The sequence below is a fragment of the Enterobacter sp. HK169 genome, assembly GCF_001719105.1.
GTDB classification, from domain to species: Bacteria; Pseudomonadota; Gammaproteobacteria; order Enterobacterales; family Enterobacteriaceae; genus Enterobacter; species Enterobacter asburiae_B.
In genome coordinates this window covers 1,627,516-1,640,476 of the sequence record NZ_CP017087.1, presented here as the reverse complement: position 1 = coordinate 1,640,476, position 12,961 = coordinate 1,627,516, and the positions used below count along the sequence as shown (strand labels likewise).

Sequence of the window (12,961 nt, the reverse complement as noted above, 5' to 3'; positions counted from 1 at the left end):
GCCTCAGATAAAAAAACGGCAGGTTAACCTGCCGTTTTTTTATGCCTCTTATTCCGTGAGACCGAGCCGCGTCAGAAAGCCGTGTATGCCTTCGCGTTTCAATAAGGCGTCCAGACGCCTCTGCTCTGGCTGAGTCATACTCTCCAGCGTCTCAATAATGCCCGGAGACAGGTTTGAAGAGGGTTCACTGTATGAAGCGGTGACCTCAGCGAGATGGTAAACCGCCTGACGGTTACGGATCGCCGGGAGGCTCATAATATGTTCCTTCACGCGCGCATCAATATGAATGAGCCGCGCGCGACCACCCTTCACGCCGTTGAGGCCTTCGGTTTTCCATCCCTGCTGGCGTATCCAGCGATTAACCGTTTGTCTGGCAACGCCCAAACTCTCCGCCAGCTCTTCCGTGGTCATTTTGCTGCGTAATTTTTTCATATCAGTTCTGATCGCGAATCCCTAAACGTTGCAACAATCCGGTAATCCCTTCCCGCATTAACAGCGATGTCATCTGCTTCTGCTCTTCCGGCGTCATTTCATTGGCCAGCGTCAGGAGCAGCGTGTGAAGCGAACTATCATGACTGACGCCTTCTGGCAGTTCGGACGTTTCAGTTGCCCGACGTGCGCTGCGGATAAAGTCACGGACTTTTTCGTTCACATGTACCAGGCGAGCTTTCCCGCCCTGGACACCTGGTTTTGGTGATGTAATCCAACCCTCTTTGCGTACCCATTTATTGATGGTCTGGCGGCTATAGCCAGTGAGGAGGGCTAACTCTTCTGGCGTCATTCGTTCCTTGATCATGCAATTTCCTGAATATCAGTGGGGTTAATTAACGGCTCATTTTATAGCACCGTTTTACGTGAAAACGTGACAGGCTTAACTCCTGACTGCGAGCAGGCTCGCAAAGTGATTCATTTGCATGATTTTTCGGCGATTGAATGGCTGGGATTGATTTTGCCGTTGACACTCCGCGGTGGAATTCATATTATGCCGCCCGTCAACATGACAGCTTTACGATGGGGCTATAGCTCAGCTGGGAGAGCGCTTGCATGGCATGCAAGAGGTCAGCGGTTCGATCCCGCTTAGCTCCACCAAACTCTGAACCCAACAGAGTGCGGTCAGTAAAGTCACATGTGGGGCTATAGCTCAGCTGGGAGAGCGCTTGCATGGCATGCAAGAGGTCAGCGGTTCGATCCCGCTTAGCTCCACCAAAATTGTAAACCCTCGTCAAAAGACGAGGGTTTTTTTTATGTGTTTGTAACACCCGCCACCGTATTTTGTTATCAAAAAGAAGGTATTCCCGTACCTCACCTCAATCGACATCAATAAACCAGTCTAAAAATAGACTTGAACTTGATTCGCGCAATTAATAAACCTATTATCCATCCGGTCAATAATTCTCTCGGAAAATAACGCCCAGGTTAATGAATAGAAAAACTTACAATAATGTAAAGATATTTATGATTGCTCTGGCTTTATGCCTGATTGCGGTACCTGTCTCCCGTTATCTCTCTCCCCGCGCAATTGTTAATGGTCACGACGTTTATTTAGCATGGTTACCTTTAAGCGTAATGCTGGCGGTAATTCTGCTATTTGGGCGCAGGGCTATTCTTCCCATTTTGTTAGGTTTTACTGTCACTAATTTATTCTATGTAAATTTAGCACCGCTACAATATTCAGTATTACTGTTCTGTCAGACCTTTGCGTTGTTCGCGGCGTGCGGCCTTCTGCGCATCATGCTGGGTAAGCGTTGGCGCTACTCCATCCCTAACAAGCACATCGGATTGCGGATATTCTGGCTCGGTTTTATGGTGCCAATAGGGATTAAGCTGTCGATGTATTTGGCGGGCTATTTGTTTGATTTTCCGGTGACAATTTCGACCTTTTTCGGCGAAGGGACGGTAATTTATAACGTTGTGGATATACAAAGCCTGATATGCGCGGCATTGATTTTTACCATGATGTTCTATTACCCGTTAAGAATGATAATTAATCCCCGTTATGCAATAAGTTTCTGGCGACGAAGCGTGAAGCCCGTGTTTTTTCACAAGAATTCATTATATATTTTTGCCTGGCTGGTGCTATTAAGTTTCATTCTCGTCATTTTATGTGGTCCTTTTGAATCTCCCGTCATTGCGGGCTATTTGATGCCGCTGATTTTTATTCTTTTTACCTTAGCGATAAGCCGACTGACCTATGCGTTGATTTCTCTGCTGTGGGCTGTATCTGCGCTCCTGCTGTTGACCTACAACTACAATTTCCTTAACGGGGTGGAATCGGGCCATTCGCTCTCTTTTATTCTGTCCGTGCTTATCTCATTCGCGATCTGTCTGCTTTACATGTCGCGCATTTACCAGCGCAGCGAGTGGCTTAAGCGGGGCTGGCAGGGGAGGGCGCTCACCGATCCGCTGACCGGATTGCCCAATATTCGTGCGCTGGAGGATTATCTTGAGATTCACCCGGATGCAAAAGTGAGTATTCTGCGTATGGATAACCTGGAATTTTTGAGCCGCCATTATGGGATCCTGATGCGGGTCCATTGCAAACGTACGATCGCCACGTCGCTGCAGCCTCTCCTGCAAAAAGATGAGACGCTCTTCCAGCTTCCCGGAAGCGAGCTTGTGCTGGTATTACTGGGCCCGGGAACCGCTGAGCGCCTCCAGCATATGGTTGATCGACTGAACAGCCGTAAGATTTTTTGGAACAACACCGGGCTGGATATTGAATTCGGTGCGTCCTGGGGAATGGTCGAAAACGGCGAAAAACTGCACCACACGCTGGGGCAGCTGAGCTGGCTGGCCGAGCAATCCTGCGGAGCAGCAAACAACGTGCTTGCGCTCACGAATAGCCTCGAGGCGGCATCAGGGCAAACGACAGAGCGAGTCCTGATGCTGGCGCGGATTAAGCATGCCCTGGAGGCGGGCCAGTTCCATTTATACGCGCAACCGATCCAGAAGGCGGACGGGAGCGGCTACTACGAAATTCTGGCGCGTATGGAGAGCGAGGGCGAGATCTTCACTCCTGACCGCTTTATTCCGTTGATTGCCCAGTTCAACCTTAGCCACCGGTTTGATATGTGCGTCATGGAGAAATTACTGCTGTGGCTGCGCGATCACCCTTCAACGCAGGCTGGCGCTCGTTTCTCCGTTAATCTGATGCCGCTTACGCTGATGCAAAAAGAGGTGGCGTCCGAGATTTGTGCGCTCTTTGAACGCTACGGCGTTGCGCCTCAGTCCGTCGTGATTGAGATTACCGAAGAGCAGGCCTTCTCAAATTCAGGCAGCAGCATCCACAATATTCAGCAACTGCGGGATTACGGTTTCCGGATTGCTATAGATGATTTTGGTACCGGCTACGCCAACTACGAGCGCCTCAGACGCCTGCAGGCAGACATCATTAAAATTGACGGCTGCTTTATTAAAGACATTTGTACCGATGATATGGATGCGATGATCGTGCAGTCGATGTGTAATCTGGCGAAGACGAAATCGCTGTGCGTCGTAGCGGAATACGTCGAAACACCGGCGCAGCGCGAGATGCTGCTTCGCTTCGGCGTGGATTACCTGCAGGGCTACCTGATAGGCAAACCCAAACCGCTGGAAGAATTGCGGGCATAAAAAAACCGGGAGCCAGGCTCCCGGTTTTTGTTTAACGCTAAACGTTAGAGTACCAGTGCCGCGATAGAAGCAGACAGGACGCTCACCAGCGTAGAGCCGTAAACCAGCTTCAGGCCAAAGCGAGAAACCACGTTGCCCTGTTCTTCGTTCAGACCTTTAATCGCGCCCGCGATAATCCCGATGGACGAGAAGTTCGCGAAGGAGACCAGGAACACGGACAGAATGCCTTCCGCGCGCGGAGAAAGCGTGCTGGCAATTTTCTGCAGATCCATCATCGCAACGAATTCGTTAGAAACCAGTTTGGTTGCCATGATGCTGCCCACCTGCAGCGCTTCGTGAGCCGGAACACCCATCACCCAGGCAACCGGGTAGAAGATGTAGCCCAGAATACCCTGGAAGGAGATACCCAGCACCGCGGCGAACAGGGCGTTCAGCGCAGAAATCAGCGCAATGAAGCCGATCAGCATGGCGGCAACGATAATCGCCACTTTGAAGCCCGCCAGAATGTACTCACCCAGCATTTCGAAGAAGCTCTGGCCTTCGTGCAGGTTTGACATCTGAATGTTCTCTTCGCTTGCGTCAACGCGGTACGGGTTGATCAGCGACAGAACGATAAAGGTGCTGAACATGTTCAGAACCAGCGCCGCAACAACATACTTTGGCTCCAGCATGGTCATATACGCGCCCACGATAGACATGGACACGGTAGACATTGCGGTTGCCGCCATGGTGTACATGCGGTTGCGGGACATTTTGCCGAGAATATCTTTATACGCGATGAAGTTCTCAGACTGACCGAGGATCAGGGAACTGACGGCGTTGAAGGATTCCAGCTTGCCCATGCCGTTCACTTTGGATAACAGGAAACCAATTCCACGAATAACGAACGGCAGAACGCGGATGTGCTGCAGGATACCGATCAGCGCGGAGATGAAGACGATAGGGCAGAGAACCTTCAGGAAGAAGAACGCCAGACCTTCGTCGTTCATTTTACCGAAGACAAAGTTGGTCCCTTCATTGGCGAATCCGAGCAGTTTTTCGAACATTTCGGAGAAGCCTTTCACGAAGCCGAGGCCTACGTTGGAGTTCAGGAAGAACCACGCAAGTAAAACTTCAATGACCAGCAGCTGGACAACATAACGGATACGAATTTTTTTGCGGTCTGTGCTGACCAGCAATGCAAGTGCAGTAACGACAACAAGTGCCAGGACAAAATGAAGGACGCGGTCCATATTTGCTCCAAATATGAGGCAGGTTTAATTTTCGTGCACATTCTATGTAACAAGCGAAAAGAAAACGAGATCGAGGACACACTATAGTTACATCCTGTGACGAGTCTCAAAAATAGTGATCCACAATACATTTTTGTTATGTTAGGTAAATGAGTGAAAAGTTAAGTTTGTGTGCTAGTCTTCACAAAAGCGCGCGCGATTTTAGTTTCTGTTAGATCGCCCCACTTACCCGCCCGTCTATCGTTCAAAGCTATCAGAGAAATCACTGTAAACAGCATAAATGATCTTGATAATCATTCTCATTTTGATAGCATTAAACATAGCAAAGGCTATATTTCAGAGGCAGTAATGACAAACAGTCGCGTAGAGGGTAGCAGTGGCAGAGCCGCGCGCAAGTTGCGGTTCGCATTAATGGGACCTGCGTTCATCGCTGCCATTGGCTATATCGATCCAGGTAACTTTGCGACCAATATTCAGGCCGGGGCCAGCTTCGGCTATAAGCTGCTGTGGGTGGTCGTCTGGGCTAACCTGATGGCGATGCTGATTCAGATGCTCTCAGCAAAGCTGGGGATTGCCACGGGTAAAAACCTGGCGGAGCAAATTCGCGACCATTATCCGCGTCCGGCCGTCTGGCTCTATTGGGTCCAGGCGGAAATCATCGCCATGGCCACTGACCTCGCTGAATTTATCGGCGCAGCGATCGGCTTTAAGCTGATTCTGGGCGTGTCGCTGTTGCAGGGGGCGGTACTGACCGGGATTGCCACTTTCCTGATCCTGATGCTGCAGCGTCGGGGTCAAAAGCCGCTGGAGAAGGTTATCGGCGGTCTGCTGCTGTTTGTCGCGGCGGCCTATATCGTCGAGCTGATTTTCTCACAGCCGAATCTGGTGCAGCTCGGCAAAGGTATGGCAATCCCAAGCCTGCCAACCTCGGAAGCGGTGTTCCTGGCCGCCGGGGTATTGGGGGCGACCATCATGCCGCATGTGATTTACCTGCACTCCTCGCTGACCCAGCATCTCCACGGTGGAACGCGCAAAGAGCGTTACTCCGCCACCAAATGGGACGTGGCGATTGCCATGACCATCGCGGGGTTTGTCAATCTGGCGATGATGGCTACCGCAGCCGCCGCTTTCCACTTTAACGGCCACACCGGTATTGCCGATCTCGACCAGGCCTATCTCACGCTGGAGCCCTTACTGAGCCATGCTGCCGCCACGATATTTGGTCTCAGCCTGGTGGCTGCCGGTCTCTCTTCTACGGTAGTGGGCACGCTGGCAGGCCAGGTGGTGATGCAGGGGTTTGTCCGCTTCCATATTCCGCTGTGGGTTCGTCGCTCCGTCACCATGCTCCCGTCATTTATCGTGATTCTGATGGGGCTTGATCCTACGAGAATTCTGGTCATGAGCCAGGTGCTGCTGAGCTTTGGTATCGCGCTGGCGCTGGTGCCGCTGCTGATCTTTACCAGCAACAAAACCCTGATGGGCGAACTGGTTAACTCAACGCTGGTGAAACGGACCGGGTGGGCAATCGTGGTGGTGGTAGTGGCACTGAACCTGTGGCTGCTTATTGGCACCGCATTGGGGCTCTAAAAGAAAAAGGAGCCGGGAGGCTCCTTTTTGTATTAATGGTGACCGTGGCCATGACCGTGGCCGCGTCCTTTCCCGCCGCGATCCCAGCCGCCGCGACGGTCGTCACGATCGTTCCAGCCTTCACGGTAGCCGCGCTCATACGCGTTGTCTTTATACCAGCCGCGGTGTCTGCCGTTATCATGTTTCCACCAGCGGTCTCCGCGCCACTCATAGTGACGGTTCCAGTAGTCACGGTCGCGCCAGTAGCCACCGTCCCAGTATCTGCCGTAATCGTCACGATCGCCAATTTGTAATTTTACTGATGGCAACAGGGTGATTTCGCCCGCATTGGCGATCAGCGGGGCTGAAGCCAATAATACCGCTGCAAGAATCAGTGACCTGAACATACTCTTTCTCCTTCACGATCGGGGCCCTTGTGGGGCCTGTTAACGCAATATTACGAGTTGGTAAAGCCTCGTTTCATCGCCTCAACTCCGAATTCCTGAATGGGAGCACTTTTTGCTAAAAGTGATTCTATTTTGAGCTGTTCAGGATCGTGTCAATACGGACAAGTTCTTCCGCAGAGAAATGGCGCTTTTCCAGCATCCCCACGGCATCATCAATCTGGGCCGTTTTACTTGCCCCAATCAGCACTGACGTCACGTTCTCATGGCGTAATACCCAGGCCAGCGCCATCTGGGACAGCTTCTGACCGCGCTCTTCCGCAATGGCGTTCAGCTTTCTTACCTTCTCCAGCTTCTCTTCGGTGATCTGGTCAGGGTTCAGGAACTGACTGCCGCTTGCCGCGCGTGAGTCTGCCGGAATGCCGTTGAGATAGCGGTTGGTCAATTGTCCACCGGCCAGCGGCGAGAAGGGAATGCAGCCGACCCCTTTTTCCTGCAGCACGTTCAGCAGCCCCTCTTCCGGCGCACGTTCAAAAAGAGAGTATTTCGGCTGGTGGATCAGGCAGGGCGTACCGAGATCGTCCAGGATATCAATCGCCTTGCGGGCCAGTTCTGCAGGGTAGTTGGATAACCCGACGTACAGGGCTTTTCCCTGGCGCACCGCATGGTCAAGCGCTTTCATGGTTTCCAGCAGCGGCGTTTGTGGGTCAGGACGGTGATGATAGAAGATATCCACATACTCCAGCCCCATGCGCTTCAGGCTCTGATCGAGGCTTGCCAGCAGATATTTGCGTGACCCCCAGTCGCCGTAAGGGCCATCCCACATGGTATAACCTGCTTTGGTAGAGACGATCAGCTCGTCGCGCCAGGGCAGGAAATCCTCCTGCAAAATACGGCCGAAATTACGTTCGGCCGATCCCGGCGGCGGGCCATAGTTGTTGGCAAGGTCGAAATGCGTAATGCCCAGATCGAACGCGCGCTGTAAAAGTTGACGGCTGTTTTCGATAAGCGTGGTGTCGCCAAAGTTATGCCACAGCCCAAGCGAGATGGCGGGCAACCTGAGTCCGCTTTGCCCGCAGGGACGATACTCCATTGTCCGATAACGATTTTTGTCCGGCTGATAACCCATTCTCATCACCTCTGGCGCTGAAGAAAAAATCAGTGTATGCGTTTACATTAACGCGAAAAAAAGCAGCATAGCGCAGCCTTTTTTGTAAAGCATTCTTTCCATGATCTTCTTATCGCCAATTCTGGACAGTCATCACGCTTATTTAATACTCAAGGTGAGGTCAACATTAGAAGGATACCTGTTCATGCGTACCCCATACTGCGTCGCCGATTACCTGCTGGACCGTCTTACGGATTGTGGAGCCGATCATCTGTTTGGCGTGCCGGGCGACTATAACCTGCAGTTTCTCGACCATGTGATAGACAGCCCGGATATCTGTTGGGTGGGCTGTGCCAACGAGTTAAACGCCTCCTATGCCGCGGACGGATACGCCCGATGTAAGGGCTTTGCCGCGCTGCTGACGACATTTGGTGTAGGAGAATTAAGCGCCATGAACGGCATTGCGGGCAGTTATGCTGAGCACGTTCCGGTACTGCATATTGTGGGCGCGCCGGGTACGGCGTCACAGCAAAGAGGAGAGCTGCTGCACCATACGCTGGGCGACGGTGAGTTTCGTCATTTTTACCATATGAGCGAACCGATCACCGTTGCACAGGCGATCCTGACCGAACAAAACGCCTGTTACGAGATTGACCGGGTATTAACTACCATGCTCCGGGAGCGTCGTCCCGGCTATCTGATGCTGCCTGCGGATGTGGCAAAAAAAGCCGCCACGCCTCCTGTAAACGCTCTCACTCTCAAACACGCGCATGCCGATAGCGCCTGCCTGAAAGCGTTCCGGGATGCCGCTGAGAACAGGCTGGCCATGAGCAAGCGTACTGCGCTGCTGGCCGATTTCCTTGTCCTTCGCCACGGCCTGAAGCATGCCCTACAGAAGTGGGTCAAGGACGTGCCGATGGCACACGCCACCATGCTGATGGGTAAAGGCATATTTGACGAGCGTCACGCCGGTTTTTACGGCACCTACAGCGGTTCGGCGAGCGCCGGTGCGGTAAAAGAGGCGATTGAAGGGGCAGACACGGTGCTGTGCATCGGGACGCGATTTACCGATACCCTGACCGCCGGCTTCACGCATCAGCTAACCCCGTCACAAACAATTGAAGTTCAGCCTCATGCCTCACGCGTCGGTGACGTCTGGTTTACCGGCATCCCCATGCTTCAGGCAATCGAAACGCTGGTAGAGCTGTGTAAACAGCACGTGCACGATGCGCCGGCACCGTCGTCTCAAAGCACGATTGAATATCCGCAGCCGGATGGCTCGCTGACGCAGGAGAATTTCTGGAAAACGTTGCAGACGTTTATCCGCCCTGGAGACATCATCCTTGCGGATCAAGGCACCTCGGCCTTCGGCGCGATCGACCTTCGTCTTCCGGCTGATGTGAATTTTATCGTCCAGCCGCTGTGGGGATCGATCGGCTACACCCTGGCCGCAGCGTTTGGCGCGCAAACCGCCTGCCCGAACCGGCGCGTGATTGTGCTGACGGGGGATGGCGCAGCGCAGCTCACCATCCAGGAGCTTGGCTCGATGCTGCGGGATAAACAACACCCGATTATTCTGGTCCTTAACAACGAAGGGTACACGGTGGAAAGAGCGATCCACGGGCCGGAACAGCGATATAACGACATTGCGCTATGGAACTGGACGCAAATCCCGCAGGCCCTGAGCCTTGATCCTCAGGCCCAGTGCTGGCGGGTCAGTGAAGCGGAGCAGCTGGCGGATGTCCTTGAGAAAGTGGCGCACCACGAGCGGCTCTCGCTAATTGAGGTGATGCTGCCGAAAGCCGATATCCCGCCGCTGTTGGGGGCGATTACTAAAGCGCTGGAAGCGCGCAATAGCGCCTGATTACTTGTCGTTTCGCCAGGCCATCATCATCGGTTTGCCCGCCAGCAGGAGCCAGGCGGGCAACATCACGATACAGAGCAGGGGGAAAAGCGTCGAATCGGGTACCACTACCGCCGCCATAAACAGGCTGAGCCAGGCGTCACGCGTGACCACCAGAACCAGCCCCAGAATAGAGCAGGAGACGGTAATGGCCGCAGGCACCGCATCGACGTGTTCGTGCAACATCAGCCCCAGCGCTACACCGACAAAGACCACCGGGAAGATGCGTCCACCGCGAAAACCGCAGGCTGCAGCCACCACCAGCGCGGCCAGCTTAATCACGGCAAACAGCAGATAGTCGGAGACGCTAAACACCTGGCTGAAGGCCAGCTGCTGCATCTCGTCCAGACCTTTGAACAACGTCACCGTCCCGCCGATTGCCCCTAAAATACCGAGGATCAAACCTCCTGCCCCCAGAACTAACACCGGGTGTTTGAGTTCATGCATCAGCCGGTGCAGGCGAGGAAGACACCATACCGCCACCATTCCCAGCGCGATGGCGAACGCGACGACGATGGCGCCGCTGAAAATATCGGCTATCTGCATTTGCCCATAGTGGGGGAGGGTGAGTGAGAAGTGGGGATGGAAAAACAGGCTGGTCGTCAGCGCGCCAGCGGCTGCTGCCATCAGCGGAGCAAAGAGTTTATCCCACAGCGGGACGTCGTTATTGCTGCTGAGCGTCTGAGAAAAGATCAGTGCGGCAGCGACAGGCGTGCCGAAAAGTGCCCCGATGGTGCCTGCGGAGGCGAGGATGGTCCAGTCCAGCGCGCCGACGCGGGGCAAAATGCGTGAACCGAGGAAAACCGCCAGGCCAATATTCACCGCCATAATCGGATGCTCCGGCCCCAGGCTGACGCCGCCGGCCAGACCGATAATCAACGCAATGAGCAGTCCGGGCAGTGCCGAAGGGGGAACCGGGGCGCCAATCAGTGGTTCCTGCGCCGGATCGGGGCCGGCATGGCCGGGACTGAAACGGATCACCAGGCCTACCGCAATACCGGTTAACGTCAGCATCACAACGATCCAGGCAGGAGAATCAGCATTGACGCCCAGTTTTGTCGGAAGCGCTGTCCATAACATGGCTTGCAGCACCGACGCGACTTTCATCACGACAATGAGCACCAGACTTGAGGCCACGCCAATAATTAGCGCCGGAATTGCCAGCAACAGCATGGTTCTGGCTCGCGGGTGGAGCATGATGATTTCCTTGTACAAAACGGCATTACGTTACTTTGCACATTAAGCTTTATGGCAATAGTGCAAAAGGTGCTGAAACGGTAAAGTTATTCTGTGACGAAGATCGATAATCCATGGGCATTCACCTTATGGCCGTTGTTGTTATCACGCCTTGAATTTACAGTGTCCCAAAGATTTATTCTGACTTTAGCGGAGCAGTAGAAGAATGACAAAGTATGCTTTGGTAGGTGATGTGGGCGGCACGAACGCGCGCCTCGCATTGTGCGATGTTAGTAGCGGTGAGATTTCCCGGGCGAAAACCTATTCCGGGCTGGATTATCCAAGCCTTGAGGCCGTTGTCCGCGTCTATCTGGAAGAGCATCAGGTGAGCGTTGAAGACGGCTGCATCGCGATTGCCTGCCCGATAACCGGCGACTGGGTCGCAATGACCAACCATACCTGGGCATTCTCTATCGCCGAGATGAAAAAAAACCTCGGTTTTTCCCATCTTGAAATCATCAATGACTTTACCGCGGTGTCCATGGCGATCCCAGTGCTGAAGCCAGAGCATCTGATCCAGTTTGGCGGCGCTGAACCGGTCGAAGGCAAGCCGATTGCGGTTTACGGGGCCGGTACCGGCCTCGGCGTCTCGCATCTGGTGCATGTTGCTCAGCGCTGGGTGAGCCTGCCGGGTGAAGGTGGCCACGTAGATTTTGCGCCTAATAGCGAAGAAGAGGGGATTATCCTCGAAGAGTTACGCGCTGAGATCGGCCACGTCTCCGCCGAGCGCGTCCTTTCAGGTCCGGGGCTGGTGAATCTGTACCGCGCGATTGTGAAATCAGACGGTCGTCTGCCGGAAAACCTGCAGCCGAAAGACGTCACCGAACGCGCGCTGGCGGACAGCTGCATTGACTGCCGTCGTGCCCTGTCGCTGTTCTGCGTGATCATGGGACGTTTCGGCGGCAACCTGGCGCTGACGCTGGGCACCTTCGGTGGGGTCTATATCGCGGGCGGGATCGTACCGCGCTTCCTCGACTTCTTTAAAGCCTCGGGCTTCCGCGGCGGGTTTGAAGATAAAGGGCGTTTCAGAAGCTACGTGCAGGACATTCCGGTTTATCTGATCGTGCATGATAACCCGGGACTGCTGGGTTCCGGGGCCCATCTGCGTCAGGTTCTCGGTCAAATCCTCTGATGCAGAGCCCTCTCCCGCGGGAGAGGGCGTTTTCTTTACAGGTGCATCAGCTGACGAAACTCTTTCACCTTGCTGCGGCTTACCGGCACCTGAAAATCCAGATCCTTCAGACGCAAAATGTAGGTGTTGTTAAACCACGGTTCGATCTCGCGGATCTTATTTAAATTCACGCAAAACGACCGGTGGCAGCGGAAAAAGTGGGCAGCCGGGAGCTTGCTGCAGAATTCGGTAATGTTCATCGCCATCACGTACGATTCCCGCCGCGTATAGACAAATGTCATCTTTTCGTGCGCTTCGGCGTAGTAGATATCGTTGACCGGCGTCACGATGATGCGCTCGTCTTTGACCAGATTAATGGTGTCGTTTTCGCGTACCGTTGGGGTGGCGCTAGCGGGAGCGGTCTGCTGCTGCCATGCGGCCTCCAGCTTTTGCAGCATGCTGACAATCCGCGACTCCTGATAAGGCTTAAGAATATAGTCAAACGCCTCCAGCTCGAAGGCCTCTACGGCGTGCTCTTTCCAGGCGGTAACGAAAACGATAAACGGCTTATGGGCAAACTGATTGATGTTTTGCGCCAGCAATACGCCATCCAGCGACGGGATATTGATATCCAGGAAAATCGCATCGACCCGGTTATGCTGCAAAAATTTCAGTACGTCCAGACCATCATCAAACGTGCCCACAATCTCCATCTGGCTGTGGGTTTTGATAAGCCAGGTGAGCTCCTGCTGAGCCAGGAATTCATCTTCTACAATGATAACTTTCATG

The 12,961-nt window shown here is 53.6% G+C and carries 11 protein-coding genes and 2 tRNA genes; 6 read left to right on the top strand and 7 right to left on the bottom strand.

Translation table 11 applies throughout. The features are described from left to right. Positions 1-48 precede the first annotated feature (48 nt). Both EnteroDNA1_RS07780 and EnteroDNA1_RS07775 read right to left on the bottom strand, forming a co-directional pair. Entirely contained in the window at positions 49-432 is a 384-nt protein-coding gene (locus EnteroDNA1_RS07780; RefSeq protein ID WP_033146144.1) for a YfeC-like transcriptional regulator, read from the bottom strand. A gap of 1 nt (position 433) precedes the next feature. Next, positions 434-796, bottom strand: coding sequence for a YfeC-like transcriptional regulator (locus tag EnteroDNA1_RS07775; RefSeq protein ID WP_033146143.1), 363 nt, complete (start codon positions 794-796; stop codon positions 434-436). A 217-nt stretch (positions 797-1,013) separates the two neighbouring features. Between EnteroDNA1_RS07775 and EnteroDNA1_RS07770 the strand changes: the two genes are divergently transcribed. The 3 genes from EnteroDNA1_RS07770 to EnteroDNA1_RS07760 all read left to right on the top strand — a co-directional run bounded on the left by EnteroDNA1_RS07770 (position 1,014) and on the right by EnteroDNA1_RS07760 (position 3,612). Then, positions 1,014-1,089, top strand: a tRNA-Ala gene (locus tag EnteroDNA1_RS07770). Positions 1,090-1,130: 41 nt separating this feature from the next. Further along, a tRNA-Ala gene (locus EnteroDNA1_RS07765) sits at positions 1,131-1,206 on the top strand. A 213-nt stretch (positions 1,207-1,419) separates the two neighbouring features. Continuing rightward, positions 1,420-3,612: a sensor domain-containing phosphodiesterase gene (locus tag EnteroDNA1_RS07760; RefSeq protein ID WP_064672928.1), complete on the top strand. Its 2,193-nt coding sequence runs from the start codon at positions 1,420-1,422 to the stop codon at positions 3,610-3,612. Between the two features lie 44 nt (positions 3,613-3,656). Here EnteroDNA1_RS07760 and EnteroDNA1_RS07755 read toward each other — a convergent pair whose 3' ends face one another. After that, entirely contained in the window at positions 3,657-4,844 is a 1,188-nt protein-coding gene (locus EnteroDNA1_RS07755) for a NupC/NupG family nucleoside CNT transporter (RefSeq protein WP_008501591.1), read from the bottom strand. Between the two features lie 348 nt (positions 4,845-5,192). Here EnteroDNA1_RS07755 and EnteroDNA1_RS07750 point away from each other — a divergent pair, with 348 nt between their 5' ends. After that, positions 5,193-6,431, top strand: coding sequence for an Nramp family divalent metal transporter (locus tag EnteroDNA1_RS07750; RefSeq protein ID WP_033146141.1), 1,239 nt, complete (start codon positions 5,193-5,195; stop codon positions 6,429-6,431). A 32-nt stretch (positions 6,432-6,463) separates the two neighbouring features. Here the strand turns inward: EnteroDNA1_RS07750 and EnteroDNA1_RS07745 are convergent, their stop codons facing one another. Both EnteroDNA1_RS07745 and mgrA read right to left on the bottom strand, forming a co-directional pair. After that, positions 6,464-6,817: a DUF2502 domain-containing protein gene (locus EnteroDNA1_RS07745; RefSeq protein WP_023308717.1), complete on the bottom strand. Its 354-nt coding sequence runs from the start codon at positions 6,815-6,817 to the stop codon at positions 6,464-6,466. 127 nt (positions 6,818-6,944) lie between these two features. Further along, the gene (gene mgrA / locus EnteroDNA1_RS07740; RefSeq protein ID WP_069303144.1) at positions 6,945-7,943 is read right to left on the bottom strand and encodes an L-glyceraldehyde 3-phosphate reductase; all 999 of its coding nucleotides are present in this window, start codon (positions 7,941-7,943) and stop codon (positions 6,945-6,947) included. Between the two features lie 184 nt (positions 7,944-8,127). Here mgrA and ipdC point away from each other — a divergent pair, with 184 nt between their 5' ends. Then, entirely contained in the window at positions 8,128-9,786 is a 1,659-nt protein-coding gene (gene ipdC, locus EnteroDNA1_RS07735) for an indolepyruvate decarboxylase (RefSeq protein ID WP_069303143.1), read from the top strand. Here ipdC and EnteroDNA1_RS07730 read toward each other — a convergent pair whose 3' ends face one another. Continuing rightward, positions 9,787-11,022: an ion channel protein gene (locus tag EnteroDNA1_RS07730; protein ID WP_069303142.1), complete on the bottom strand. Its 1,236-nt coding sequence runs from the start codon at positions 11,020-11,022 to the stop codon at positions 9,787-9,789. A 205-nt stretch (positions 11,023-11,227) separates the two neighbouring features. Between EnteroDNA1_RS07730 and glk the strand changes: the two genes are divergently transcribed. Next, positions 11,228-12,193: a glucokinase gene (gene glk, locus EnteroDNA1_RS07725; protein WP_069303141.1), complete on the top strand. Its 966-nt coding sequence runs from the start codon at positions 11,228-11,230 to the stop codon at positions 12,191-12,193. A 35-nt stretch (positions 12,194-12,228) separates the two neighbouring features. Here glk and EnteroDNA1_RS07720 read toward each other — a convergent pair whose 3' ends face one another. Further along, the gene (locus EnteroDNA1_RS07720; protein WP_033146137.1) at positions 12,229-12,960 is read right to left on the bottom strand and encodes a LytR/AlgR family response regulator transcription factor; all 732 of its coding nucleotides are present in this window, start codon (positions 12,958-12,960) and stop codon (positions 12,229-12,231) included. Position 12,961 lies beyond the last annotated feature (1 nt).

Excerpts from the sequence above, each read along its gene's own strand:
- EnteroDNA1_RS07780 (WP_033146144.1), bottom strand. The coding sequence starts at position 432 with ATGAAAAAATTACGCAGCAAAATGACCACGGAAGAGCTGGCGGAGAGT.
- EnteroDNA1_RS07775 (WP_033146143.1), bottom strand. The coding sequence starts at position 796 with ATGATCAAGGAACGAATGACGCCAGAAGAGTTAGCCCTCCTCACTGGC.
- EnteroDNA1_RS07760 (WP_064672928.1), top strand. The coding sequence starts at position 1,420 with ATGAATAGAAAAACTTACAATAATGTAAAGATATTTATGATTGCTCTG.
- EnteroDNA1_RS07755 (WP_008501591.1), bottom strand. The coding sequence starts at position 4,844 with ATGGACCGCGTCCTTCATTTTGTCCTGGCACTTGTTGTCGTTACTGCA.
- EnteroDNA1_RS07750 (WP_033146141.1), top strand. The coding sequence starts at position 5,193 with ATGACAAACAGTCGCGTAGAGGGTAGCAGTGGCAGAGCCGCGCGCAAG.
- EnteroDNA1_RS07745 (WP_023308717.1), bottom strand. The coding sequence starts at position 6,817 with ATGTTCAGGTCACTGATTCTTGCAGCGGTATTATTGGCTTCAGCCCCG.
- mgrA (WP_069303144.1), bottom strand. The coding sequence starts at position 7,943 with ATGGGTTATCAGCCGGACAAAAATCGTTATCGGACAATGGAGTATCGT.
- ipdC (WP_069303143.1), top strand. The coding sequence starts at position 8,128 with ATGCGTACCCCATACTGCGTCGCCGATTACCTGCTGGACCGTCTTACG.
- EnteroDNA1_RS07730 (WP_069303142.1), bottom strand. The coding sequence starts at position 11,022 with ATGCTCCACCCGCGAGCCAGAACCATGCTGTTGCTGGCAATTCCGGCG.
- glk (WP_069303141.1), top strand. The coding sequence starts at position 11,228 with ATGACAAAGTATGCTTTGGTAGGTGATGTGGGCGGCACGAACGCGCGC.
- EnteroDNA1_RS07720 (WP_033146137.1), bottom strand. The coding sequence starts at position 12,960 with ATGAAAGTTATCATTGTAGAAGATGAATTCCTGGCTCAGCAGGAGCTC.